Origin of the sequence: Roseimarinus sediminis, from assembly GCF_050433125.1 — a bacterium.
GTDB classification, from domain to species: domain Bacteria; phylum Bacteroidota; class Bacteroidia; order Bacteroidales; family Prolixibacteraceae; genus Roseimarinus; species Roseimarinus sediminis.
This window is the reverse complement of sequence record NZ_JBNPXV010000026.1, coordinates 1-23,540: the sequence shown is the minus strand read 5'-3', so window position 1 is coordinate 23,540 and position 23,540 is coordinate 1. Positions and strand designations below refer to the sequence as shown.

The following is a 23,540-nucleotide window of genomic DNA, read 5'->3' as shown; positions in this document are numbered from 1 at the left end:
TACTTTATAAACCGAAGCACAAATGCATCGGCAGAATCTTTTAATGCTAAAATTAAAGCATTTAGATCTCAGTTCAGAGGGGTAAGAAACATCCCATTCTTTCTTTATAGATTAGCTAAAATTTATGCTTGAAAATCGTAAATCCCCAGAAAATTGGCTTGATCCATATAGATTTTGTCGTATTTTTCAGAATATAAAACGTAAGTACAAAACATAGCCAACAAAAAAGAGAACCAGTTTCCTGATTCTCTTTGTCTGTGTAGCGGGGGCAGGACTTGAACCTACGGCCTTCGGGTTATGAGCCCGACGAGCTACCAACTGCTCCACCCCGCAATATCCGGTACATTTGTTTCTCAAATGCGGATGCAAATATAGACAAGCTTGACGAAACACCAAAATGTTCCGCTTCTTTTTTCTGAATTTTCGTGACCGAAAAAAGCGCTTTCAGGCGAACTGTTTCATTTTCTTTTATTTGCTGTCTGATATTTTTTTCCTTGCGCCCTGTGTTTTTCCGGTAAATCGATGTTTGCACTTCGTCCCGCACCCCTGTTTGTCATTTTGCTGTTTCTTCCTGACCAATAATTGTTAAATTTGTGGCTGCTAAAATAAAGTCAATGGCAAAAAAGGCAGGGGATTTCATAAACGATCTTCTTAAAAAATACCAGTTGTCGGTAATCGATCCGGCTCATCTTACCGAAGTGTATTCGGAAAAGGTCTCTAAATTTAAAGTGATTTCATTGCTTGCGTTGGTGATGCTGCTCACGGCAGCGGTAGTGGTTTTGCTTTTGTTTTTTACCCCTTTGCGCCAAACAGTTCCCGGTTATCCTTCCAATAAATTGCGTGTCGCCATGTTGCACAATGCCATCATGGTCGATTCATTACACAAGGAGATACTTCGTCGTGACAGCTATCTCGAAAACATCCGCCAGGTAATATCCGGAGGCGTGGTGGAAGATAGTTTTCGCAACGAAATGCAAAACGTTGAGGCACTTAACATGTCACCAATGAACGACGATTCAATTTTTGACCGGCTCATTGGTCGTGATAAATACCGCTTTACTTATCTCGATGTGGATCAAAGCATCACAGAGATTACCAAATTAAACTTCTTTACTCCGGTGAAAGGGGTGGTGGTGAACAGGTTTGATGCCACACCGGGGCATTTCGGAACCGACATCGTAGGAAAAGAAAATGCCTACATTGCAGCCGTGTTGCCAGGCACCGTGTTTTTTGCCGAATGGTCGGTTACCACTGGTTATGTGGTGCAGATACAGCACGATTACAACCTGATATCGGTTTACAAGCACAATGCCGAAGTGTTGGTTAAACCAGGTGACCATGTGAATGCCGGCGATCTGATTGCCATTATGGGTGACGAAGGCGAATATTCTACCGGACCACATCTGCACCTTGAGTTGTGGCAGAATGGTGTCCCGCTCGATGCGGAGCAATACATTTCATTTTAAACCAAAAACCATGAAGAAACGTCTGGCCATACTGGGGTCTACCGGCTCAATCGGAACGCAGGCCCTCGATGTGGTGAGCTGCTATCCCGACCTTTTTTCGGTTGAAGTACTCACTGCCAACAACAATGTAGATTTGCTGATTCAGCAGGCCCTGCATTTCAAACCCCGTATTGTGGTCATTGCCAATCCCGAAAAATATGATGAAGTAAGTGAAGCCCTCGCGATCAAAGGCATTGAGGTGTTTGCCGGCGAACTGGCGCTGCAACAGGTGGTGCAGGACGATGCCGTCGACATGGTGCTGGCGGCCATGGTAGGTTATGCCGGCTTATTGCCTGTGATCAATGCCATTAAGGCCCAAAAGGAAATTGCCCTGGCCAATAAGGAAACGCTGGTAGTTGCCGGCGATCTGATTACCCGTTTGTGTCAGGAATACCAGGTGAAACTGCTTCCGGTCGACTCAGAGCATTCGGCCATTTTCCAATGTCTTGCCGGAGAGGAACAAAACAGGATCGATAAAATTATCCTTACCTGTTCGGGTGGGCCTTTCAGGGGATTTAACCGGGAAAAGTTGCTGAAGGTGACCCGGGCCGAAGCACTGGCGCATCCCAACTGGGACATGGGGGCCAAAATAACCATCGATTCGGCAACGCTGATGAACAAGGGTTTTGAGGTGATTGAGGCCAAATGGCTTTTTGATCTCAGGCCTGAACAGATCGAAGTAGTGGTTCATCCCCAGAGCATCATTCATTCGATGGTTCAGTTTGCCGATGGTTCGATCAAGGCCCAAATGGGACTGCCCGATATGCGCCTGCCCATACAGTATGCAATGTGTTATCCCTCAAGGTGGAGCAACAATTTCCCCCGCTTTTCCTTTATCAATCATCCCCAACTGACCTTTAGCACACCCGATTTGGAAAATTTTCGTAATCTTGCACTCGCTTACCTGGCACTCGAAAAAGGTGGGAACCTTGCTTGTGTGGTCAATGCAGCCAACGAAGTGGTGGTTGATGCTTTCCTGAAGGATGAAATTGGATTCATTCAAATGTCGGAAATCATTGAACAAACCATGCACAAAATTGCTTTTATTGCTCATCCTTCGATCGACGATTACATTGCGACCGACAAAGAATCACGCAAGATGGCAGGTGAGCTGATTAAGAAATTAAAAATATAAACCAGAAATAAAGGAATTCTTAATGGATATTTTAGTTAAAGCGGCCCAGTTTGTTTTGAGCTTATCGCTCCTGATCATCGTTCATGAAATGGGCCATTTCATGTTTGCCAAATTTTTTAAATGCAGGGTCGAGAAATTTTACCTGTTTTTCAATTTAGGCTTCTCCCTGTTTAAAACCAAGCGGGGTGAAACTGAATATGGCATTGGCTGGTTGCCACTGGGAGGTTATGTTAAAATTTCAGGAATGATCGACGAGTCGATGGACAAGGAACAAATGAAACAGCCGCCTCAGCCCTGGGAATTCCGCTCAAAAAAGCCTTATCAGCGGCTGCTCATCATGGTGGGGGGCGTGCTGATGAACTTCATTACCGCGCTCATCATTTACATTGGTGTGTTGTACGTTTGGGGAGAAGAGTTTCTGCCAACATCCAACGTGGCTTATGGAATCGAAGCCAACGCCATTGGTGAAGAAATCGGCTTTCGCGATGGAGACATAATTCTAACAGTTGGAAACGAAGAGGTGGAAGCCTTTTTCGATGTAATTCCACATTTGATACTCGAAGGGGCAGAATCGGTTCAGGTAGAGCGTGACGGAAAAGTGGTAAATATTCCAATCACCCAGCACGATGTGGCTAAGATTATGAAAAGCCAGAGCAGTGTAATTGGTTTACGCTTTCCTTTCGATATGGAAGTAATGGGTTTTGGCAAGGAATCGCCTGCCCTCGAAGCCGGAATGCAAAAAGGCGACCACATTGTAGCTGTAAACAAACAGGAATTTGAGTTTCAGGATCAGTTTGCCCAGGCGCTTGAATCGCTGAAGGGCCAGGAAGTACTGATAACGATTTCACGCAATGATGAGCTGCTTGAACTTCCTGTTCAACTTACAGAAAATGGGATGCTGGGTATTCAGTGGAACCGGAATTTTTCGAAATACTTTGAGTTTGAAACCAAAAACTATGGTTTCCTTGAGTCAATTCCGGCTGGTATTGCCATGGGCTACGAAACTTCGGTCGACTACCTGAAACAGTTCAAGCTCATTTTTAACCGTACCACCAAAGGATACGAATCGCTGGGAGGCTTCATTACCATTGGAAGCATCTTCCCGGGAATGTGGAACTGGCAGGTGTTTTGGAAGATGACCGCCTTTCTTTCCATCATCCTCGGCATTATGAACATTTTGCCCATTCCGGCTTTGGATGGTGGCCATGTGATGTTTGTTTTGTATGAAATGATCAGCGGACGTAAACCCAATGAGAAATTTCTTGAATATGCACAGTTTGTTGGATTAAGCATTTTACTATTGCTGGTACTTTATGCCAATGCCAACGACGTAATCAAGTTGTTCAGATAAATCAACAACTGGCAGTTATTAGAAAAATAACTGCCTCCTAGTAAATTGAAAACAGTTTCTTATATTTGTGAGACTCGAATTTTGAATGAATTAATAACAAGCTTATGACTTTAAATGTAATAGCGGGCTGGTTTGGAGGACAGGAAGTCATCATCATCCTGATCATTGTTCTTATTTTTTTTGGAGGCCGTAAAATTCCCGAGCTCATGAAGGGCCTGGGCAAGGGCATGAAAGAATTTAAAAATGCCACCAGCGAAGACGATGATAAACCGGAAGCCAATAAGGGTGAAAAGGAAAATCGTTGATATTTTAAAAACATACAAAAGACCCCGCTATTATGGCGGGGTTTTTGTTGGTGTCAACGTCTTATAAACCTAAAATAGCAACTGCAATGAAACGAATTACTATCCTTACAGCCATGATCTTAGTCATGGGCCTCTTCTTCTCCTGTAGTAACCGGAATCAGGTGTCGATGAAACGAAATGTAACCGGCAAATTAGGTGAGCTGGTTGTAGTAATTGCTCCCTCAAACTGGGAGGGCCAGCCAGGCGAAAAAATCAGGGAAATTCTTGCTCAGCCACAATTGGGACTGCCTCAGGAAGAAGCCATCTTCGATCTGATAAAGATTCCTCACGAAGCCTTTGGTGATATATTTAAAACCAGCCGTAATCTGATGGTGACCAATATTGGCGCAGGAGTTGAAGCCAGCGAAGTGCTTTTTAAACGCGATGTGCATGCCCACACCCAGGCAGTGGTTTATGTCAATGCCAAAAGCAGCGATGAGTTGGTGAGTCTGCTTAACAAAAATTCCGACCGGATTGCAGGTTTCTTTATACAGGCCGAACGCGACCGACTACAGCTGAATTACTCCAATTACAACGAAAAAGCAGTTTCGAATAAAACAAAAGAGGTCTTTGGCCTCACCTTGAATGTTCCTCCTGGTTTTAAAGTGGCTGAACAAAGCGATGACTTTATGTGGATCAGGTATGAAACCCCCGAAATCAGTCAGGGAATTCTGATTTACTCCTTCCCATATGACGACGACAGTACCTTCACAAGTGAGTACCTTGTTGCTAAAAGAAATGTGGTACTCAAGAACAATGTACCGGGTCCTGTCGAAGGAAGTTACATGACCACAGAACGGGAAGTTCCTCTGCTCTTTAATGTTTTTCAGCGTAATGGAAATTATTCAGCAGAAATGCGTGGATTGTGGAAGGTGGAAAACGATTTTATGGGCGGCCCCTTTATTTCGCTTTCAACGCTCGACTTGCTTGGAAACAGGGTGCTAACACTCGATGCTTATGTATATGCTCCGGGCAAGGACAAATTGCCCCTGATCAGGCAGGTCGAAGCCATGATTTACTCTGCAGCCTTTATTAATCAGGATGAAATCGACAAGATCAATGTTCAGTTTGAAGAGTAAGCAGTTGTTGTTCTTGTAGTTGTGTTGCTGTTTGCCTGTCTTGTTGCGTACGCTTGTTGGCTGTTGGTTCCTGAGTCAGTAAAATCGAAAAAAAAACTTAATTTTGTGCTTCTGCCATCAGGGTAGTATTTCAATTCAATATAAAGCGATTAAAGGATGAAGATAGACAAAATAAAGGTGGGAATCACCCAGGGCGACATCAACGGCATTGGTTACGAAGTGATTATCAAGGCACTCGAAGACCCACGAATGCTCGAGTTGTGTACTCCGGTGGTTTATGGTTCCCCCAAGGTTGCAGCTTATCATAAGAAAGTACTTGATTTGGAAACCTTCAACTTTAACCAGGTTCGTACTGCTTCCGATGCTGACCTTCACAAGGTGAATATCGTTAATTGTTGCGATGACAATGTGAGAGTGGAGCTGGGAAAAACCAATCCGCAGGCCGGCGAAGCGGCTTACATGGCCATCGAACAGGGTGTGAATGACCTGAAGGATGGAAAAATTGATGTTTTAGTTACTGCGCCCATCAACAAAGATACCATCCAGTCGGAGCTTTTTAACTTTCCGGGTCACACCGAGTTTCTTGCAAGGCAGTTCGAGGTGCGTGATCATTTGATGTTGTTGATTTCCGGCAATTTAAGAGTTGGCGTGGTTACAGGGCATTTACCGCTGGGCGAAGTGGCTGCTTCTGTTACAAAACAGTTGATTGTTTCCAAGTTGAAAACATTGCATCGTTCGCTGGTTCAGGATTTTGCTTGTACCAATCCCCGCATTGCCGTGTTGGGGCTGAATCCGCATGCCGGCGACAATGGACTGCTGGGAAGCGAAGAGCAGGAGATAATTGCACCAGCCATTAAAGAAGCTTTCAATAAAGGAATTACGGCCATGGGGCCTTATCCTGCCGATGGTTTCTTTGGTTCAGGGCAGCATTACAAGTTCGATGCCGTGCTGGCCATGTACCACGACCAGGGACTGGCTCCCTTCAAGGCACTTACCTTCGACAGCGGGGTAAACTATACCGCCGGCTTGCCCGTGGTGCGTACCTCACCCGACCATGGTACGGCTTTCGACATTGCCGGACAAAATGAAGCCTCGGGAGAATCGCTGCGTCAGGCCATTTACATGGCCATCGATATTTACCGTAACCGAAAAAATTACGAGGAAATCAGCAAAAAGCCCTTACCCAAATATGAAATCAATTCCAATGGTGAATCCGATCATGTCGATTTAACCAAGGAGAACGATAGCGACTATTAATATGATTGAATACCTTAACGGCGAGGTGATTGAATTGAACCCCGCTCACATTGTGCTCGACCTTCACGGAGTGGGATACTTCATCCATATTTCACTTTCGACTTACTCGGCAGTTTCGGGAAAAAAGCAGATGAAACTGTACATTCATGAAGTAATCAGAGAAGATGCCCATGCCTTGTATGGCTTTAGCAACTTTGAAGAAAGAGAACTCTTTCGAATGTTGATTTCGGTTTCAGGTGTAGGAGCCAATACCGGCATCCTCTTCCTGTCGTCGATGCAGGTAGCCGAGCTGAAAAGCGCCATCGTTACGGGCGATGTCAACCGCCTGAAAAGCGTAAAGGGAATCGGACTCAAAACAGCACAACGCATAATTGTTGAATTGAAGGACAAACTGGCCAAAGAGCCGCTTGCTGCCAATATTTTTGCCGACACAAACAATACACACCGCGAAGAAGCGTTATCAGCATTAGTAACTCTTGGTTTTGTTAAAAAGAGTGCTGAAAAAGTTGTTGATAAAATCCTGAGAGAGGAACCCGCAAAAACGGTGGAACAAATCATCAAGGATGCATTGAAACAAATGTAAATCCCATATTTAGTTTTGGAAAGAGTTTATCGCTACATACTGGTCCTGGTCATGCTGCTGACATCGCTTACCATGATGAAGGTTTACGGCCAGGGAAGCCAAAATACCCCCCTTGCAGTTACCGATACAACGGGCACCCTGCAATTTCCTTTCGACGATCAGGGGCAATTCGACTATCCCGATGAAGTGGAACAGGGAGGTTTGTACCTCAACATGCCCCCGAACATCGAACGCAAGGTGGAATACGATCCCGAAACACAGCAATACATTATTTACGAACGCATCGGAAATTCGTATTACCGTTTGCCCAAAACCATGAGCCTGAAAGAGTATGTAAAATACGATTTCGATCAGGCAATCAGGGAATACTGGCGAACCCGTACCGAAGCCGAATCCATTGAAAGTGAACAGGGAGGCCTCATTCCTCAGCTTCGCATCGAAAGTGAAGCGTTCAGTAATATTTTCGGTAGCGAGGTGATCGACATCCGCCCCCAGGGCTATGTTGAAGTACAGTTTGGTGTCGAGTCGAATTACCTCGACGACCCCAACCTGCACGAGCGCTTAAAACGGGTTACTACCTTCGATTTTGAAAACCAGATCAACATTAGCGTAAGCGGAAAAATTGGCGACAAGGTCGATCTTGACTTCAACTACAACACCGAGGCTACGTTCGATTTTGAGAACAAAATGAACCTGGAATACAGCGGGAAAGAAGATGAGATTATTCGCCGTATCGAAGCAGGTAATGTGTCACTGCCCCTGAATGGTTCACTTATTCAGGGAGGTACCAATCTTTTTGGTATCAAAACCGAGATGCAGTTTGGCCGGCTCAATCTTACCACCGTGCTGTCGCAGCACAAAGGCGAATCGCAGGTGATTGAAACCGAAGGCGGTGCTCAGAAAACCAATTTCGAAATTCCGGCTTCCGACTACGATGAAAACCGTCACTTCTTTATTTCTAAGTTCTTTCGCGATCAGTACAACGATGCTCTTTCAACCCTCCCTGTAATCAGCTCACAGGCAGTAGTGAACCGCATCGAGGTATGGATTACCAACAAAAATCAAAACTTTAATTCGGCGCGCGACATTGTTGCGCTTGTCGACTTAGGAGAAGCAGCAGGAAATCTGACCAATTCGGTTCCCGAATTTGCTGCAAGCGGCGATCCTTATCCGGCCAACAGTGCCAACGGAATGTACCAGGCTTTGATCAACAATTATGCAGGAGTGCGTGAAGCCGATCAGGTGAATCAAACCCTGGCACCCCTAAAGAGCTATGGTTTCGAAAACGGAAAAGACTGGGAAAAGGTTGGGCAGGCTCGAAAATTGGCTGAAACGGAATATACCTTCAACCCACAACTGGGTTTTATTTCGCTCAATGCTTCACTCAACACCGACGAGGTACTGGCTGTTGCCTATGAATACACGGTAGGAGGAGAAGTTTATCAGGTAGGTGAGTTTACCACCAACAACATTGAGTCGGAAAAAGCATTGCTGGTAAAACTGATCAAGGGAACCAACCTTTCACCCGAATTGCCAACCTGGGACCTGATGATGAAAAACGTTTACAACCTGGGGGCTTACGATCTGGCAGCGGCCGATTTCGATTTTCAGGTGGTATATAAAAACGACTCAACCAATACCTACATCAACTACCTTCCCGAAGGAGATTTAAAGGATACCATCCTGCTTCAGCTGATGAACCTCGACAATCTTAATTCACAAAAGGATTATGGCCCCGACGGTGTTTTTGACTTTGTGCAGGGGATTACGGTCATCCAGCGATCGGGGAGAATCATTTTTCCGGTTCTGGAACCTTTTGGCTCAAACATAGCCGACAATCTCAGCAATCCCGATCTGGTTGAGAAATATGCCTATTCTAGTTTGTATGCTGAATCTAAAACGAAAGCCGAACAGGATCTCAGTCATAACAAGTTTGCCATGGTGGGCTCGTACAAAGGTTCGTCGGGCTCCGAAATTGCGCTCAATGCCTTTAACCTGGCACCGGGCTCTGTAAAGGTTTCGGCAGGCGGAGTAACGCTCATCGAAGATCAGGACTATGTGGTCGATTATGCTCTGGGACGGGTGAAAATTATCAACGATGCCTACCTTGAGGCAGGTACACCCATTCAGGTTTCAACCGAAAGTCAGGAGCTGATCAGTACCCAGCGGAAAACACTGCTGGGCACCTATGCCAGTTATTATGTTTCCGACAAGCTGAACATTGGCGGAACCATGATGTACATGAACGAACGTCCCATCACCAATAAAGTCGAAATGGGCGAGGAGCCGGTTTCGAACATGATGCTGGGCCTCGATTTTCAATACCGCGACCGTTCGAAGTTGCTGACCGACGTGGTCAACCTGCTTCCTTTCTACGAATCGGATGTCGAATCGAGCATCTCCATCGAAGGCGAAGTGGCCAAGCTCATTACCGGCAATTCCAAATCGACGGGAAATCAGATCTATATCGACGATTTTGAAGGAGTGGAAACGTCCTATTCATTTACCAACTACTATGGCTGGGAACTGGCATCCACACCACAGGGACAACCATCGGTATTTCCCGAAGCCGAACTGGATAACAACCTGCTCTATGGTGCCAACCGGGCCAGACTGGCCTGGTATTCGGTCGATCGTACCGTGTTCAACGACCCTAGCAGTTCGTCTATGCCTTCGTACATGAAAGCCAATCCCGACTACCGTTCAAATCACTATACGCGCACGGTGCTGGTAAATGAAATCTATCCGGGCAAAGAGCTGGCCCTTGGGATGAGTAACTACCTCTATACTTTTGATCTTGCTTTTTATCCCAGGGAAAAGGGCCCCTATAACTTTGATGCAGCACCTGCACCCGGTTACACTGCCGGGGTCGATCAGGATAATAAGTTGCGTGAACCTACCTCGCGTTGGGCTGGTGTAATGCGCGATATAAAAACACCCAACTTTGAAGCCTCAAATGTTGAATTCATCGAATTCTGGGTGCTCGATCCCTACATTTATGATGATGGAACGCACGAGGGAGGAGATCTTTATTTCAACCTGGGTAATGTTTCCGAAGACATACTGAAAGACTCGCGCAAGGCTTTCGAAAACGGTTTGCCTGTTGGTGATCCGGTTAATATTGACACCACCGTGTGGGGGCGTGTTTCAACCAAGACCCAACTGGGTGTCGGTTTCGATAATGAAGCCAACAGTCGCAGCTATCAGGATCTGGGACTCGATGGTCTGAGCGATGAAGATGAAGCTTCTTTCTTTAATGAATACATCGGCAAACTTCAGTCGATTCTTTCTCCCAGCGCACTCGACAAGGTAATGAACGACCCTGCAAACGACAACTTCCATTACTATCGGGGCCCCGATTACGACGAACAGCAACTAACGGTACTCGAACGCTACAAATTGTACAACAGCCCCGACGGGAACTCTCCGACCCAGGACATGACCGACCTGCCCTATTCGCCGGTGGGAAAAGACCGGCCCGACATCGAAGACATCAACGAAGACAATACGCTCAATGAATTGGAGGCGTATTATCAGTACCGTGTGAGTTTGCGTCCCGAAGATCTTGTGGTGGGACAAAATTTTGTGGTGGACAAAGTGGCCCGTCAGGTAAAACTGCCCAATGAACAGCTTGAAACCGTGAACTGGTACCAGTTTAAGATTCCTGTCACCGATTCGAGTGCTTATGAACGCATTGGTGAGATTCACGATTTTAAATCGATCCGCTTCATGCGGATGTATCTGACCAACTTCAGCGATTCGGTGGTATTGCGTTTTGGAACCCTCAACCTGGTGCGTTCCGACTGGCGCAAGGTAATTCATACCATGGTTGAACCGGGTGCAACCGAATCGTCGGATGTTAAGTTTGATGTTACGTCCATCAACATTGAAGAAAATGGCAACCGTACCCCCATCAACTACATTCTGCCTCCCGATATTGACAGGGAAGTCGATCCTTCGAACCCAACCCCCATCGATATGAATGAGCAGTCGATGCTCTTGAAAGTGCAAAACCTCGAAGCAGGCGATGCGCGGGCCGTTTACAAAAAAGTAGGTGTCGATCTGCGACAGTTTAAGCGCATTCAGATGGATGTTCATGCCGAGAAGCTGGGCAATGAAGTGCTCAACGACAACGAGCTGTCGCTGATCATGCGCATGGGAACCGATGCCGATAACTATTATGAATACGAAATACCCCTGAAGCTTACACCCGAACCGGCAACTTCGTACAATAACGAAAGTGCGGCCGACCGGCTGATTGTTTGGCCTAAGGAAAACCGCCTGTTGGTAGAACTCGATCGTTTTTCTCAGGTAAAAATGAACCGAAATGCTGAGATTCGAAGGGCCGGTTCAACACTTTCACAAAGGGATGCCTATGAAGAGATCGACACCGAATCGCTTGGTGGAAAGAACATCTTCAGGGTGGTGGGTAATCCAAGCCTGGGTGAAGTCGATGTGGTTTATGTGGGAGTGCGCAATCCCGAACGAAACAAATTGGGACCACGTTCGGTCGAAGTGTGGGTGAACGAACTCAGGGTTAGCGATCTCGACAGTCGTGGTGGCTGGGCCTCTTCAGGCCGCATGGCACTGCGTCTGGCCGATTTGGGAAGCGTGTCGCTTGCCGGGCGTACACAGTCGGTTGGCTGGGGAAGCATTAACCAGGTTGCTGCCCAGCGCAGCCTCGAAAACCGCTACCAGTTCGACATGGCGGCTACTGCCGAGCTGGGCAAACTGGTGCCCGAGCAAATAGGACTTCGGCTGCCCTTCTTCTACAGTTATTCACAACAGGTGTCAAATCCCGAATACAGTCCGCTGAGCACCGATATCAAAATGAAAGATGCACTCGATGAAGTGGAAAGCCCCGAAGAAAAGGAAGAAATATTATCGGCAGCCCAGGATGTGGTGGTGCGCAAGAGTCTCAATTTTAATAATGTAATGCTTGAGCCACAAAGGAAAAAAACCGATCGGACACCACTCCCCATCGACATTGAAAACTTCTCGGTATCGTATGCCAAAAACGAACAGGTGGCGCACAACATCGATATTGAAAAACAACTTCAGAAGACAGAAAAGGGCGTCTTTAATTACAATTATTCAACCCGTTCAACACCCATCAGGCCATTCAAAAGTGTCGATTTTCTGAAACCCAATGCTTTTGCGCTCATCCGCGATTTTAATTTCTCGGTATTGCCCGAAATGATTTCTTTCCGTACCGATCTGACCAGGAATTACAACGAACGAACTGCACGTGATAATTCGGGACTGAATCTCGAAATGCCCACTACCGTGCAGAAAGACTTCCTGTGGAACCGCTATTTCGATTTCAGATACAACCTGTCGCAATCGTTGAGCCTCGATTTCTCCAACAAAAACATTTCCCGCATTGACGAACTGGCTGGTGTGATGGATCGGGAAACCAATCCCGACGAGTACGATTTAATGATGCAGGAAATTTATAACAACCTGGCATCCTTTGGCCGTCCGGTCGATTATACCCATACCCTGACGGTAAATTACCGGCTGCCTATCAATAAATTACCCTTGCTCGACTGGACCAGTGCCTCGGTGAATTATAAGGGAGCTTACGACTGGATGGCAGGGCCTCAACTGGCTCAAAGCGGTGATAATCCGGTTGAACTGGGGAATTCGGCTGGCAACAACATGAATCTTAGGGCCAACGGACAGTTGAATTTCCAGACGCTCTACAATAAGGTACCTTACCTGAAAAGTGTCAACAGTCGTTTCCAGTCATACGGTCGTACTTATGGCAGTCGCTCGCGCCAACAACAGGATCAGCAGGCAGCCGAGGCCAAAAGTGAAGCGGTGAAGCGCATCAAGGAGGTGAAGTACCGCGAAAAGAACATGAGTTTCAGAGCCGATGTGCCCAAATCGATTTTCCACCGACTCGAAACCAACAAGGTGAAGGTAGTGGTATTGAACGAACGGGGAGATACGGTAAATGGTGAAGTGACGGTGGTTGATATCAACCGGGTGAATTTTAAACCTGCCGTGGCCGTGCGAAACGGAACCGTGCTGATTACCGGTGAACGGGAAATAACAGAACTGTTCCTCGAAAAGGCACTGGCCTATACCACCCGCATGCTAATGGGCGTTCGCAGTGTGCGGGTGACCTATAACAAAACAGGGGCCACCGAATTGCCGGGCTTCCTGCCCGAGCCTTATCTGTTTGGCATGCGCAACGACGAAACAACCGGCAATAATCTGGCACCTACCATTCCTTTCCTGTTGGGATGGCAGAACGATCGTTTTGCCCTTGAGGCAGCTTCGAATGGCTGGATTACCACCGACAATTCCATACAGAAACAATACCGTTTACAAAGCAGCGAAACATGGAACTTCTCAGTACAGTTGGAGCCCATCCCCAATGTGCAGATCGATTTGACCGGAAATCGCCGGGAGTCGAATAATAACAGCAGTTTTATCAACTACAACGAGGAAGAGTTGTTGTTCGAACTGTTAAATGGCAAAGAGTCGGGTAACTTCGACATGACCATCCTGACTTTGAAAACGCTTTTCGACGACAAGCTCTCGGGCGACGAGAAGCAATCGACCACTTTTAACCAGTTCAGGTACGAGAATCTGCAGGTCATTGCCAACAGGCTGAACAGTCAGCGCGGCTGGGTCGAAGATGTTGGCTACAGCAAGCGTCCCGGTGAAACGGTTCAGGGCGTGTCGCTTGCTTCAACCGATGTAATTATTCCTGCCTTTGTTGCAGCTTATACCGGAATGGATCCCACCAGGGTACCGCTTACCGCCCGTCCCGGTCTGCAGTGGATCAGACCTAACTGGAGGGTAAATTACAACGGAAACCCCCAGCAAATCGACTGGATGAAAAACGTTGTTCATTCGCTCAACTTCAGCCATAGTTACAAATCGACCTACAGCATCGGGCAGTTTGAAACCAACCTGGGTTACCGCCCCGATCAGGATGGACTGAGCTGGACCCGCGACGAATTGGATGGTACTACCTTCATCCCCGAACTGGCCATTACTTCAGTCAATATTCAGGAATCGTTCAATCCGCTTATCAATGTCGATATTGGTTTTGTAAATGATTTGAGTACCCGTTTTGAAATCAGAAAAACCCGTAACCTGAACTTCGATTTTACAGCCAACCAGCTCAACGAAATGATCAAGGATGAGTACAGTGTGGGCTTGGGCTATCGTTTCACCGGGCTCGACATGATTATAAAAACCAGGAAAAAATCAGAAACCGTATCGAACGATATCAATATGCGCTTCGATGTTACCAGCAGCAATTACAAGAATGTATTGCGAAAAATTGATGTGGAAGATGGTGAATTGAATGGAGGTACCAAGGTGCTTTCGCTCGATTTCCAGGCCGATTACATGGTAAGTGATAAACTGAATGTGAAACTATACTACCAGTACAATATGAGCTCACCTCACAACACCATCAACGGCCACATGCGTTCGAACACCAAGTTTGGCCTCAGCTTTAACTTCTCAATTATGTAAGCAGGCTGGCGTTTAATAAAGCTGTTTCTGCTTTATTTGCTGAATCGAGGTTTATTCGGCGAGGAAGTTTAGTAGTGTACCTTTTTGTCCGACCCTGGGCCCCTTTTCTTCATGCCATGTTACCGTGGCACATTCATGTTCCATGTCGTGATTGAAGAACAGCAGGTACTTGTTTTCGTAGGCTTCACGCAGAAAACTTTCTTTTTCTTCCATGGTCGTCACAGGAAAGAGGTCGTAGGCGGCCACCCATTTCAGCGGAATGTTGGCAACCGTAGGAACCAGATCGCTTATAAAGACAATTTTATGCTTGTTGAATGCGATGACGGGGATGATTTGTCCCGGAGTATGGCCATTGAATATTCTCATTTCAAAACCTGGAAAGAGTTCCTGTTCTTCGTCAATCAGGTTCAAACGACCCGAGCGCTGTACAGGCAACAAATCGTTTTCGAAATAGGCATCTCCCTCGCGGGCATTCGGATTCAATGCATTTTCCCATTGTGCACGGGTGCAGTGATAGGTAGCATTCGGGAAAGTAGGTACTGCCGCTTTCTTTTCATCCCATGTGGTGCCTCCTCCTGCATGGTCCCAGTGCAAATGGGTGTGCACCACATCGCTGATGTCTTCGGGTGCAAAACCTGCTTCCTTCAGCGATTCGATTAAACGATGGGTATGACTGATGCCGTTGTTCTCGATGAATTTCCAGCTCAGTTTATCGCCGGCACCCGTTTCAATCAGCACTTTCCGATCACCCTCTTCTACGAGTAAACAGCGCATTGAAAGCCTGATCAGATTACGATCGTCGGCTTGAATATGTCGTGACCAGAGAATCTTGGGAACTCCGCCAAAAATGCCGCCGCCATCGCACAAAAAAGACCCTGCATCGATAATATGTAACTTCATTGTTTTAGTGTTTTAAGTTGAAACGTATCGATCAAAACCTGCATGTTATAAAAAACCGTGAGTCGACCTTCGTAGTCATTAAGGGGAAAATCGACATGCGGTCCGCTGATATAAAACCTGGCATCGGGAATTTGTTCAAGCAACTGGCTCAGGTAACGCATGATTTGTTCCTGGGTGGTTGGGCCGATAAATGTGGTGATTACTACTTCGGCCTTTATTGTCGACGCGGTTTGTATTACATCGGCTGCCGGAACTGCCTGTCCCAGATAGGTACAGGGATAACCGGCCTTGCGGAAAAGATACTGATAATACAGGATGCCCAGTTCGTGAAAGTCCCACTCGGGCTGAGCCAACAGTATGTGGGGGAGTTTTTGGTTTTGCAATGGTAAATGGTCAATTGCACTGAACAACCTGAGTTTGCAAAGATTGGTGAAAAAATGCTCGTGACCCGGGGTGATTTTACCATTGACCCATAAATTTCCCACTACCCGCAGGTAGGGAAAAATAATCTTTTCGAAAGTGTCCTCAATTCCGTATTTTTCGTTGTATTGATCGAAAAGCTCGATGATCCGGTGTTGATCAAAGTTCATTGAAGCCACCATCAGGTTGTCAACGGCCACTTCCAGCGAATGATCCTTTACGGCTACTTCGGCAGTTTTGGCAAGCAGTTCATCGTCACTTAAGCGGGCTATGTGCGAAATCTTCATTCCGCTTTTATTGAGCAAAGCCACTTTAAGCAATTTTTTTAGCTGGCTTTCGGAGTAGTAGCGTGTATTGCCTTCCGATCGCTCAGGAGTAAGCAGCTGGTAGCGCTGCTCCCAAATCCTGATGGTGTGGGCTTTAATCTGAGACAAAACTGCCAGTTCTCCAATTGAATACAACTTCATTCTTATCGTAATTTGCCGGTCAATGGTTGATCATATTTTGCTTTAAACAGAATAAATAACCTTTAAGCTGCCTTTTTGTTTAGAAAATGGACATGGCGAATTTAAACAATTTTCAAGTTTTTTCCATGTTCTTTTCCCTTCGTGTTTGAACAATGCACGAATTCATTACTTTTAACCATAAAAAATATCATGCACATTCATTTTATTGCCATTGGTGGCAGTGCCATGCATAATCTTGCTATTGCACTAAAATTGAAGGCTTATCATATTACAGGTTCCGACGATCAGATTTTTGAACCTTCGCGTACCCGATTGAAGCAGCACGGATTATTGCCTGCCAAAATGGGGTGGTCGCCCGAAAGCATCAGCAAAGAAATCGATGCAGTGGTGCTGGGGATGCATGCCATGCCCGATAATCCGGAATTACTTAAAGCACAGGAGCTGGGATTGAAAATTTATTCCTATCCCGAATACCTTTATGAGCAAACACGCGATAAGCAACGGGTTGTTATTGCAGGGAGTCACGGAAAGACCACCACCACATCGATGGTGATGCACGTACTTAACTACCACCACATCGAATTCGATTACATGGTGGGTGCCGGCATCGAAGGTTTTGACAACATGGTACGCCTGAGCGAAAGTGCCAAAGTTGCTGTATTTGAAGGTGATGAATACCTTTCGTCGCCCATCGATCGCCGGCCCAAATTCATGCATTACCATCCGCAGGTAGCGCTGATCACGGGGATTGCATGGGACCATGTGAATGTATTTCCCACTTTTGAAAATTACGTCGATCAGTTTGCTGTCTTCGCAAAAAGCCTTAAAAAGGGGGCAAAACTTATCTATTTTAATGAAGACGCTGAAATTGAAAATATAGCAAAACAACTCGGCAATGAAATAAGCTTGCAAAAATATGCAACTCCCCGCTACCGGATGGATGCCGGTGGGGCCGTCTTATTGCATGGCGAAAAAGAGTTGCCTTTAAAGATCTTTGGCAAACACAACCTTCAGAACCTCGAGGGGGCACGAAAAGTGTGCAATGCCATCGGCATCGACGATGAAAAGTATTACGAAGCCATTGCCTCTTTCAGCGGATCGGCCCGTCGTTTGCAAAAAATAGCTGAAGCTCCGGGTTTTACAGTTTTCTTCGATTTTGCACACTCGCCGTCGAAACTGAAGGCAAGCATCGATGCCGTGAAGGAACGTTATCCTGAGCGGGAACTGGTGGCCGTAATGGAGCTGCATACCTTCAGTAGTTTGAAAAAAGAATTTTTGCCTGAATACCACGGAAGCATGAATGCTGCCGATGAAGCCTTTGTGTATTACAATCCGGCAACCATCGAACACAAACGGCTCGATCCGGTAACTCCGGGCGTGGTGCACCGTGCCTTCGGAATGGGTATCGAAGTGGTAACCAGTCCCGATCTGCTCTTCGATTTTCTTACCAAACAGAACTGGAAAAACAAATCCTTGCTTATCATGAGCTCGGGAAATTTCTCGGGAAAAGACATTCCGGCCTTTGCCCAATTGCTAAGCGATCAATACAAAAAACAAAATGAACTTTAAGATTTTTACAGAAAGATCGATCCTTGTGGTATTGCTGCTTCTGATGCTTGCCTGTGGCCAGGGCAACGAGGTGCACCACCATGCCCTTGTGATAGATACGCACACCGATACGCCCATGTTGCTTGTGAATAAGGGGCTTGATCTGAGTCAGCGCCATGAAGCGCCCGACACCCGGGTCGACTATCCCCGCTTGAAAGAAGGAGCTGTCGATGCCATTTTTTTCGCGTTGTTTACCGGGCAGCAGGAACGCACACCCGAGAACTACGACAAGGCCTACCGGCTGGCGCATCGCATGCTTGATTCAACGCTGGCCTCAATCAGTCAGAACAGCGAAGTGCTTGAACTGGCAGTAAGCAGCGACGACATCCTTCGACTTGTCAATAGTGGAAAAACAGCCATTTGCATAGGCATGGAAAATGGTTTTCCACTGGCCACCGAGCTTTCTCGTGTTGAAGAATTCTACCAACGAGGTGTGCGCTATCTCACCCTTTCGCATTCACAGAATAACGACCTCTGCGATTCATCGACCGATAAAAAAGGAAGTGAACACAATGGCCTGAGTGAATTTGGACAGATGGTTTTGGCCGAAATGAACCGACTGGGTATGCTGGCCGATGTTTCCCATATTTCAGACAAAGCCTTTTACGATGTGCTGGAATTGAGCAGCGCCCCGGTAATTGCTTCGCACTCGAGTGTTAGGGCCCTGTGCAATCATCCGCGCAACCTGAGCGATGATATGATTCGTGCACTGGCTGAAAAAGAGGGGGTGCTCCAGATTTGTATTCTGGGCGATTACATTAAGGAAGGCGACACCACTTCGCTGAATTATGTGAAAAAAGAAGAATTACGGAAGAAATACAACAACTGGGAATACGAAAGCGATGCCGAGCGAAAAGCAGCCTGGGCCGAATGGGACAGCATCAACCGGCATTTTCCGCCCGTGTTGCCATCGATTGCCGATGCAGTCGATCACATCGATCATGTGGTAAAGCTGGTGGGCATCGACCATGTGGGTATTGGCAGCGATTTTGACGGCGGGGGAGGGCTGTCCGACTGTGAAGACGTGGCCGACTTCCCCAAAATAACCGAAGAGTTACTGCGCCGGGGCTACAGTGCCGACGACATCAATAAAATTTGGGGAGGTAATTTCCTAAGGGTATTCAGGGCAGCCGAACAAGTGGCGCAGCATTAAGATCGCAGGCATATGCGACTGTTAATGCGCTGACAACAAGCAGGCTGTCATTCAAACGATATGCTTATATTTAGGCACAAGCCATTGATGATCATCTTTATTGGAGTTGTATTGCAAGGTGACATCGATAACAATAAACCTGCAAGCCAATGAACAGGAATGTACTAAAAGCCATTGGTCCGGGTCTGATCTGGGCCGGAGCCGCAATCGGTGTTTCCCACCTGGTGCAGTCAACACGGGCCGGAGCCGATTACGGTCTGCAGCTGGTGGGCATCGTACTGCTCGCCAACCTGATTAAATATCCCTTTTTTCAGTTTGGTCCTCGCTATGCCATTGCCACCGGCGAAAGTCTTATTGAAGGTTATCATCGAATGGGAAAATGGGTGGTGGTACTTTTTCTCTTATTGACTATTGGAACCATGTTCAGCATACTGGCAGCTGTTACTTCGGTTACAGTTGGAATAATTGGCTCGGTGTTGCCTCCTGGCCTTAGCGAGATTCAAATCACCGTCATCCTGTTTGTTGTATGTTCCATCATCATCCTGATCGGACGCTACAAAACCCTCGACCGGCTGATGAAGGGAGTAATTGTGGTGCTGGCGCTTTCTACCTTGCTGGCTTTTGTTGCAGCTGTTATCAAAACCGATACATCCTTCTTACTCGAAAATACCAAACTGAAACTGACTCCTGTGAGCATTGCCTTTATTGTCGCACTGGTGGGCTGGATGCCCAGCGCCATTGATATCTCGGTGTGGAATTCGTTGTGGACACTGGCAAAAACAGAGCAAAGCGGCTACCGCCCGTCGCTGAAAGAAGTCCTGCTCGATTTCAACATTGGTTATGTGGGAACCGTTATTTTTTCACTTGCCTTTTTGGGGCTGGGGGCTGCCATTATGTACAACAGTGGCGAAAGTTTTGCCTCGGGAGGTGTTGGCTTTGCCAAGCAGTTTTTCGATTTGTATACCCAATCGATCGGGAAATGGGCCTATGCCGTAATTGCGGTGGCAGCCATTGCCACCATGTTCAGTACCAGCCTTACCATCCTCGACGCTTATCCCCGGGTACTGAACCGGGTGCTTCTGGTTTTTAAACGCGATGGGCTAAGCCAGCGGGCGCAACAGCGTTTTGTGTTTTTATGGGTGCTGATACTGGTACTGGGTGCCACGCTCTTGATTAACCATTTAAAAGGACAAATGAAAGTGCTGGTTGATTTTGCGACCACCCTTTCGTTCATCACTGCCCCGGTACTGGCATATCTTAATCTGAAAGCCATCACAGCAAAGCAGGTTCCAAAGGCATTCCGACCCGGTAAAGCCTTGCTGCTGCTCAGCTGGACGGGCATTGTTGTGCTCGCCGCCTTTGCAGTCTATTTCCTGCTTGTTCGCTAGAGGAACATTGATTTTTTTTAATTTTATGTTACCCCAAAATCTAAAGCATGTACAGATGAAGAAGACTTTGAAAATAATATTGCAGGTTTTTAGAAAAAAGAAAGTATATAGAAATCACCGGCATCTTCGCAATATTGAAAAAGGAGAGAAGATTGAAATAGATGGTAAGGAATATGTTAAGGTGAAATTAAAATTTGTTGACACGATGGATTTTAATCTGGCACGTCATGTCGACAACCTTGAATCAGAAAATAATTTACTTCAACGTGAAGTATTGAAATTGAACGAACAAGCCTACAAAAACAATATTAAAATCGAACAGCTACAGCTTTGCACAAAAAATGTGATTCAGGAAAGTGCCCGGTTGAAAGACCAAAATCAGAAAGACCAGAAGCAAAAGGACGTATTCATTGCAGAATTGACCAAACAGCTTAATGAGCAAATTGAAAAAAATGAAGAACAAAAGAATATCATTAATGATCTAAGCAAGAATAACTTTGATAGAGATGTTGAATACAAGCGTTTTCAGAAAACGGAAAAAATTTTAAATGACAGAATTAAATTGCTCGAAAAGAAGATTTCAAAGTTGACACTCAACAGTGAAAAAGATCAGGACACGATTCTTAACTTAAACAAAAAAAATAAACGATCAGAAAAGGCATACAAGGAAGCCAAGAAAGAACTGAATAACAATAAGGTGCTAAATAAAACCCTGGCTGAAAGGATTTTCAATCAAAAAAATGCGATTGATTCTTTAAATGAAAGGTTAAAGGCAACATAAAAATCAGGATGTCTTATCTCATTCTTTGCTGCAAAATCCAAAGTAAATCATCTTCATTAAGCTGAACAGGATGATTTTTTAGTCCTGTGTGTTGAATGATTAAAGGCAAATCGTTCCTGTTGATGTTGAAATCGCTGAGCAAAGGCAATTCGAACTGATTGCTGAGTTGCTCAATGAATTTTAGTAATTCATCAATGGCTTTTCGTCGGTCGCTTTCCCGACTGATTAACTGAGCAACCCGATAGTATTTATCGAGTACCCGCCAGTTGCTTTCGCGGGCAGCTATTTCAACTGTAATACGGTTGGCAGGGCCCATCAGGGTACCACAAACCACTCCATGGGGCACCGAAAAGAAACTGCCAAGGGGTTGGGCAAAACCATGCACCACGCCCAGACCGGCATTGGCAAGTGCGATTCCTGATACCAATGCTGCATAACTCATGGCTGAACGGGCCATCGTATCATCTCCTTTGGCGACGGCTTTTTCGATAGCGCTCACCAGCTTTGTCATTCCATCGAGTGCCAGTGTGTCGGTATAGGCATTGCTTTGGTCCGAAAGAAAAGCTTCGAGTAACTGGGTAAAAGCATCCATGCCCGAGGCTGCTGTGACGAAAGGCGGACACGAAACGGTGAGTTCCGGATCGACCAGCGCAATATCAGGTACATAATGTTCGTGCCGCAGCGATTTCTTGTAGCCATTCTCGCCTTGTTTCGTGATCACTGCATTTTTGGTGGCTTCGCTTCCAGTACCGGCAGTGGTAGGAACTGCGATAAGCGGTATTTTTCTTCCCGAAGGCTGGCGCTTGCCAACTCCTTCGAGGTATTGACTGATAGCGCCTTCTTCGCATAGCATGGCCGAAATGGCTTTGCCAGCATCCATCACACTTCCTCCACCAATGGCTAGCACCACCGAGGGCTGCCAGTTCCGATTTTCGGCCACGGCATCATCGATGGCTTCGGGACCGGGTTCTCCTTCAATGATGATTTGGTGAAATTCGGTTCCCTGAGCTTCAAGTTCCTGAAATAAATGCATGGCTGCAAACGACCTGATAAAAGACGATGTGCCCGTAATTATCAATGCCTTGCTTCCAAATGATCGAACGAGAGCAGGAAGTTTTGCTATGTTTCCGTTGCCAAATAGTATCCGGGGGCCAGCAGTTATCGTAAAGTTCATTTTTACAGGATTTAAAGAGCTTGTTTTTTCATCACAATGAGACGGAAAGCTCCTTTCAGATTGGCAGGACGGTCACTGACAACTTCCAGGGGACTTTGGGCCGCAATGACTTCAAAGCTCCTGATAATATTGCTGAAAAACAAATTGGTGAACAAATTAAAAGCACGTCTGAGCAGGGATGGTTTTTGGCCAGGAGCTACAAATTTGTCAAACACAACCAGGGTGCCCCCCGCTTTCAGTACCCGGCCTGCTTCGTGCAGTGCTTTTTCCGGATCGGGAATCACAGAGAGGATCAGGTGCAGAATGACTTTGTCGAAACAAGCGTCTTCAAATGCAAGTGATTGCCCGTCCATCACCATGGCATGCAGTTGATGCTGCAGTTGATGGTTTCTTTTTTCAACTTGCCTGATCATGGCTGGTGTGAGGTCGGTTGCCGTGATATGGCAGCCTTTGGGCAGGTATTCGAGGTCGATGCCGGTTCCGGCACCCACAATCAGCACCTTATCGCCGGCTTGTACATTCAGATTTTGTATCGACTTTTTTCTTGACGTGTCGAGAAGGCGCGCAGCCAGGTCGTATCCGGGAGCATAGAGCGTGTATCTGAAACGATTGAGTCGGTTGTTGTTTACAGCCATCAGCGTTTTTTCTGCAAAAATGCAGATTATTTCACATCATCAAAATAGCTGTGTAAAGAATTGTGCAGGGGTTTGATCATTTGTTCTGAGACATTCGAATTAAAGCCATGATTTTCGAGGCAATACGACGAAAATACAAGAAACTGACTGGTGGAATCGTACAAGGTGGTCTAGCCCCCTATAAATCGGACTTTTGTATAGATGGTTAAACAAACATATTATTTTCTTTATAAATTTGCAACAGCAAGGAACAACCGACG

General features: G+C 46.3%; 17 protein-coding genes and 1 tRNA gene. 13 read left to right on the top strand and 5 right to left on the bottom strand.

Going from position 1 to position 23,540, the window contains the following annotated elements; translation table 11 throughout:
- The first annotated feature begins 6 nt into the window (after nucleotides 1-6).
- Nucleotides 7-132 carry a transposase gene (locus FHS86_RS18775; RefSeq protein WP_429417504.1) on the top strand — a complete coding sequence of 42 codons (126 nt, stop codon included), beginning with the start codon at nucleotides 7-9 and terminating at the stop codon, nucleotides 130-132.
- A gap of 128 nt (nucleotides 133-260) precedes the next feature.
- Here FHS86_RS18775 and FHS86_RS18770 read toward each other — a convergent pair.
- Nucleotides 261-333, bottom strand: a tRNA-Met gene (locus FHS86_RS18770).
- 281 nt (nucleotides 334-614) lie between these two features.
- Between FHS86_RS18770 and FHS86_RS18765 the strand changes: the two genes are divergently transcribed.
- From FHS86_RS18765 to sov, 8 genes are all read left to right on the top strand, one after another.
- Nucleotides 615-1,466 (top strand): M23 family metallopeptidase, encoded by an 852-nt coding sequence (locus FHS86_RS18765; RefSeq protein WP_429417501.1) that lies wholly within the window; start codon nucleotides 615-617, stop codon nucleotides 1,464-1,466.
- A gap of 10 nt (nucleotides 1,467-1,476) precedes the next feature.
- Entirely contained in the window at nucleotides 1,477-2,640 is a 1,164-nt protein-coding gene (locus tag FHS86_RS18760; RefSeq protein WP_429417498.1) for a 1-deoxy-D-xylulose-5-phosphate reductoisomerase, read from the top strand.
- A 22-nt stretch (nucleotides 2,641-2,662) separates the two neighbouring features.
- On the top strand, nucleotides 2,663-3,991 hold the full coding sequence (gene rseP, locus FHS86_RS18755; RefSeq protein WP_429417496.1) for an RIP metalloprotease RseP: 1,329 nt from the start codon (nucleotides 2,663-2,665) through the stop codon (nucleotides 3,989-3,991).
- 104 nt (nucleotides 3,992-4,095) lie between these two features.
- Nucleotides 4,096-4,296: a twin-arginine translocase TatA/TatE family subunit gene (gene tatA / locus FHS86_RS18750; protein WP_429417494.1), complete on the top strand. Its 201-nt coding sequence runs from the start codon at nucleotides 4,096-4,098 to the stop codon at nucleotides 4,294-4,296.
- An 86-nt stretch (nucleotides 4,297-4,382) separates the two neighbouring features.
- Nucleotides 4,383-5,414: a DUF4837 family protein gene (locus FHS86_RS18745; protein ID WP_429417492.1), complete on the top strand. Its 1,032-nt coding sequence runs from the start codon at nucleotides 4,383-4,385 to the stop codon at nucleotides 5,412-5,414.
- A gap of 156 nt (nucleotides 5,415-5,570) precedes the next feature.
- The gene (gene pdxA / locus FHS86_RS18740; RefSeq protein ID WP_429417490.1) at nucleotides 5,571-6,671 is read left to right on the top strand and encodes a 4-hydroxythreonine-4-phosphate dehydrogenase PdxA; all 1,101 of its coding nucleotides are present in this window, start codon (nucleotides 5,571-5,573) and stop codon (nucleotides 6,669-6,671) included.
- Nucleotide 6,672: 1 nt separating this feature from the next.
- Nucleotides 6,673-7,254, top strand: coding sequence for a Holliday junction branch migration protein RuvA (gene ruvA / locus FHS86_RS18735; protein ID WP_429417487.1), 582 nt, complete (start codon nucleotides 6,673-6,675; stop codon nucleotides 7,252-7,254).
- A gap of 15 nt (nucleotides 7,255-7,269) precedes the next feature.
- Complete coding sequence (gene sov / locus FHS86_RS18730) at nucleotides 7,270-14,754, top strand: T9SS outer membrane translocon Sov/SprA (RefSeq protein WP_429417485.1); 7,485 nt, start codon at nucleotides 7,270-7,272, stop codon at nucleotides 14,752-14,754.
- A gap of 51 nt (nucleotides 14,755-14,805) precedes the next feature.
- On the opposite strand, the gene FHS86_RS18725 is transcribed toward sov, so the two are convergent.
- Together FHS86_RS18725 and FHS86_RS18720 are read right to left on the bottom strand one after the other, a co-directional pair.
- Nucleotides 14,806-15,654: an MBL fold metallo-hydrolase gene (locus FHS86_RS18725; RefSeq protein ID WP_429417483.1), complete on the bottom strand. Its 849-nt coding sequence runs from the start codon at nucleotides 15,652-15,654 to the stop codon at nucleotides 14,806-14,808.
- Complete coding sequence (locus FHS86_RS18720) at nucleotides 15,651-16,541, bottom strand: MerR family transcriptional regulator (protein WP_429417480.1); 891 nt, start codon at nucleotides 16,539-16,541, stop codon at nucleotides 15,651-15,653. Before FHS86_RS18720 ends, FHS86_RS18725 begins: the two co-directional genes overlap by 4 nt.
- Before the next feature lie 189 nt (nucleotides 16,542-16,730).
- Here FHS86_RS18720 and FHS86_RS18715 point away from each other — a divergent pair, with 189 nt between their 5' ends.
- From FHS86_RS18715 to FHS86_RS18700, 4 genes are all read left to right on the top strand, one after another.
- A complete protein-coding gene (locus FHS86_RS18715; protein WP_429417477.1) occupies nucleotides 16,731-18,110 on the top strand; it encodes a UDP-N-acetylmuramate--L-alanine ligase in 1,380 nt (459 codons plus the stop codon).
- The gene (locus FHS86_RS18710; protein WP_429417475.1) at nucleotides 18,100-19,302 is read left to right on the top strand and encodes a dipeptidase; all 1,203 of its coding nucleotides are present in this window, start codon (nucleotides 18,100-18,102) and stop codon (nucleotides 19,300-19,302) included. The genes FHS86_RS18715 and FHS86_RS18710 overlap by 11 nt, the downstream gene beginning before the upstream one ends.
- Nucleotides 19,303-19,451: 149 nt before the next feature.
- Nucleotides 19,452-20,690 carry an Nramp family divalent metal transporter gene (locus tag FHS86_RS18705; RefSeq protein ID WP_429417472.1) on the top strand — a complete coding sequence of 413 codons (1,239 nt, stop codon included), beginning with the start codon at nucleotides 19,452-19,454 and terminating at the stop codon, nucleotides 20,688-20,690.
- Between the two features lie 7 nt (nucleotides 20,691-20,697).
- Complete coding sequence (locus tag FHS86_RS18700) at nucleotides 20,698-21,471, top strand: coiled-coil domain-containing protein (protein WP_429417469.1); 774 nt, start codon at nucleotides 20,698-20,700, stop codon at nucleotides 21,469-21,471.
- 13 nt (nucleotides 21,472-21,484) lie between these two features.
- On the opposite strand, the gene FHS86_RS18695 is transcribed toward FHS86_RS18700, so the two are convergent.
- Both FHS86_RS18695 and FHS86_RS18690 read right to left on the bottom strand, forming a co-directional pair.
- A complete protein-coding gene (locus FHS86_RS18695; RefSeq protein WP_429417466.1) occupies nucleotides 21,485-22,645 on the bottom strand; it encodes an iron-containing alcohol dehydrogenase in 1,161 nt (386 codons plus the stop codon).
- Between the two features lie 11 nt (nucleotides 22,646-22,656).
- Nucleotides 22,657-23,280 (bottom strand): class I SAM-dependent methyltransferase, encoded by a 624-nt coding sequence (locus tag FHS86_RS18690; protein WP_429417463.1) that lies wholly within the window; start codon nucleotides 23,278-23,280, stop codon nucleotides 22,657-22,659.
- Nucleotides 23,281-23,540 lie beyond the last annotated feature (260 nt).

What these genes read in the sequence shown, in the direction of transcription:
- FHS86_RS18765 (WP_429417501.1), top strand. Translation starts at nt 615, where the DNA reads ATGGCAAAAAAGGCAGGGGATTTCATAAACGATCTTCTTAAAAAATAC.
- FHS86_RS18760 (WP_429417498.1), top strand. Translation starts at nt 1,477, where the DNA reads ATGAAGAAACGTCTGGCCATACTGGGGTCTACCGGCTCAATCGGAACG.
- rseP (WP_429417496.1), top strand. Translation starts at nt 2,663, where the DNA reads ATGGATATTTTAGTTAAAGCGGCCCAGTTTGTTTTGAGCTTATCGCTC.
- tatA (WP_429417494.1), top strand. Translation starts at nt 4,096, where the DNA reads ATGACTTTAAATGTAATAGCGGGCTGGTTTGGAGGACAGGAAGTCATC.
- FHS86_RS18745 (WP_429417492.1), top strand. Translation starts at nt 4,383, where the DNA reads ATGAAACGAATTACTATCCTTACAGCCATGATCTTAGTCATGGGCCTC.
- pdxA (WP_429417490.1), top strand. Translation starts at nt 5,571, where the DNA reads ATGAAGATAGACAAAATAAAGGTGGGAATCACCCAGGGCGACATCAAC.
- ruvA (WP_429417487.1), top strand. Translation starts at nt 6,673, where the DNA reads ATGATTGAATACCTTAACGGCGAGGTGATTGAATTGAACCCCGCTCAC.
- FHS86_RS18725 (WP_429417483.1), bottom strand. Translation starts at nt 15,654, where the DNA reads ATGAAGTTACATATTATCGATGCAGGGTCTTTTTTGTGCGATGGCGGC.
- FHS86_RS18720 (WP_429417480.1), bottom strand. Translation starts at nt 16,541, where the DNA reads ATGAAGTTGTATTCAATTGGAGAACTGGCAGTTTTGTCTCAGATTAAA.
- FHS86_RS18715 (WP_429417477.1), top strand. Translation starts at nt 16,731, where the DNA reads ATGCACATTCATTTTATTGCCATTGGTGGCAGTGCCATGCATAATCTT.
- FHS86_RS18710 (WP_429417475.1), top strand. Translation starts at nt 18,100, where the DNA reads ATGAACTTTAAGATTTTTACAGAAAGATCGATCCTTGTGGTATTGCTG.
- FHS86_RS18705 (WP_429417472.1), top strand. Translation starts at nt 19,452, where the DNA reads ATGAACAGGAATGTACTAAAAGCCATTGGTCCGGGTCTGATCTGGGCC.
- FHS86_RS18695 (WP_429417466.1), bottom strand. Translation starts at nt 22,645, where the DNA reads ATGAACTTTACGATAACTGCTGGCCCCCGGATACTATTTGGCAACGGA.
- FHS86_RS18690 (WP_429417463.1), bottom strand. Translation starts at nt 23,280, where the DNA reads ATGGCTGTAAACAACAACCGACTCAATCGTTTCAGATACACGCTCTAT.